This is a genomic window from Clavibacter lycopersici, assembly GCF_003576405.1.
Classification (GTDB): domain Bacteria; phylum Actinomycetota; class Actinomycetes; order Actinomycetales; family Microbacteriaceae; genus Clavibacter; species Clavibacter lycopersici.
Map to the genome: position 1 here is coordinate 1 of NZ_QWGT01000352.1, position 2057 is coordinate 2057.

General features: G+C 74.6%; 2 protein-coding genes. One reads left to right on the plus strand and one right to left on the minus strand.

Features of this window, described 5'->3' with window-relative positions:
• Nucleotides 1–399: ATP-binding cassette domain-containing protein (locus tag DZG00_RS14970; RefSeq protein WP_147360047.1), on the plus strand; the 399-nt coding region annotated here is incomplete at its 5' end.
• Nucleotides 400–411: 12 nt separating this feature from the next.
• Here the strand turns inward: DZG00_RS14970 and DZG00_RS14975 are convergent.
• Complete coding sequence (locus tag DZG00_RS14975; RefSeq protein ID WP_119455792.1) at nt 412–1839, minus strand: helix-turn-helix domain-containing protein; 1428 nt, start codon at nt 1837–1839, stop codon at nt 412–414.
• Nucleotides 1840–2057 lie beyond the last annotated feature (218 nt).

The window sequence follows — 2057 nt, forward strand, 5'->3', positions numbered from 1 at the left end:
CTCCTCGCGCAGGTCGGCCTCGATCCCGCGCTCCTCCGCCGCCGACCCGGCCGGCTGTCCGGCGGCCAGCGCCAGCGCGTCGCCATCGCGCGCGCCCTCGCCGCCCGACCCGACGTCCTCATCTGCGACGAGCCCGTCTCCGCCCTCGACATCGCCGTGCAGGCGCAGGTGCTCGACCTCCTCGACGAGCTGCAGCGCCGGCTGGGCCTCGGCCTCCTCCTCATCTCCCACGACCTCGGCGTCGTCGCGCACATGAGCGACGACGTGCTGGTGCTGAGCGAGGGCCGCGTCGTGGAGAGCGGATCCGCGGGCGACGTGCTCACGCGCCCCACGCACCCCGTGACCCGGGCGCTCGTCGCCGCCGTCCCGCGGCTGGATCCGGACGCCGCGACCCGCTAGGCGTGCCCCGCGTCACGCCCCCGCGTGCCGGTCGAGGAAGGCGTACAGCTCGCGGTCGTCCACCCCGGGGAACGCCCCGCGCGGCAGCGGCGCGAGGATGTGCGCGTGCAGCCGCGCGCTCGGCCACGCGCGGTCGCGCCAGCGGCCGGCGTCCTCGGGATCCGCCCGCCGGCAGCACGACTCGTCCGGGCACCGCGACACGCTCCTCGCCGTCGTCTCCCGCCCCCGGAACCACTTCGCGTGCGCGAACGGCACGCCGAACGTGATCGAGTACTCGCCCTCCGCGGTGGATCCCGTCTGCGTGGAGCACCAGAACGTGCCCGCGGGCGTGTCCGTGTACTGGTGGAACTCGGTCGTCCGGTTGGTGCGGTCGAACGCGCCGCGCGCCGCCCACTCCCGGCACACCGGCTGGCCCTCGACCGCGCCCGTCACGTCGACGGGGAGCGGCAGGCCGTCGTTCTCGTACGCCTTGTAGACGGCGCCGTCGCCGCCGACGCGCAGGAAGTGCACGCGGAGGCCGAGGTGCGTGGTGCTGATGTTCGTCAGCCGGAGCGCCGCGGCCTCGTGCGTCACGCCGAACGCGTCACGGAAGTCCTCCACCGCGAGGTCGCGCCGTCCCTTGGCCTCGGCGAGGAACTCGACCGACTGCGTCAGAGGCATGAGGCACGCGGCCGCGAAGTAGTTGATCTCGAGCCGCTGCCGCAGGAAGTCGGCGTAGCTCGCGGGCTCCTCGTGCCCGAGCACGCGGTGCGCCATCGCCTGCAGCGCCATCGACCGGAGCCCGTGGCCACCGGGGATGGACGCAGGCGGCAGGTAGATCCGCCCCTCCCCGAGATCGGTGACCGAGCGGGTGGACCGCGGGAGGTCGTCGACGTAGATGAGCTCGAAGCCGAGGCCCTCGGCCATGCGGCTGACGCTGCGATGCGAGAGCGCGCCGCTCCGGTGGCCGACGTCGGCGAGCATCCGCTCGGCCAGCTCCTCGATCCCGGGGATGTGGTTGTCGCGCTCGCGCATCATGAGGCGCTGCTCCGTGTTGGCCCGCCTGGCCTCCTCGGGCGTCGCGATGGACTCGCGCTCGCGCCGCGCCAGCTCGCGGTGCAGCCCGACGAGCGCCTCGAGCGTCTCCTGCGGGAGCGCGCGGCTCGCGGGCACGGCGGGCAGCCCGAGCGAGCCGTAGAGCGACGAGCGCTGGGCCCGGTCGAGCTCGATCTCCAGCGCCGACCGCGCGTCCGGCGCGTCCGCGGCGAGCAGGTGCGTGACGTCCACGCCGAGCGCACCGGCGATCCGACCGAGGGTCGACAGCCGCGTCTCGCGCCGGCCGTTCTCGATCATGCTCAGCTGGCTCGGCAGGATCCCCGCCCGCTCCCCGAGCGCCTGCAGCGTGAGCCCCGCGCCCTTCCGCGCGTGCCGGATGCGCCGACCGATGACGAGCTGGTCCATGCATTCACCTCTCCGTGAACATCGGCGCATCTTCACGCCGATGGATCCCCGAACCCCATCCTGGCGGGTCGCAGGCTGGAACAACAGACCGATCGAAGGGGACGGATCCATGACCAGCATCCAGGACGCACCACCCGCCACCGCCGCGGGCCGCCCGCGCGGGGCCGCCGCATCGCCCGCATCCCGGGCCGCCGCCCCCCTGCCGCCCGGCACCGGAG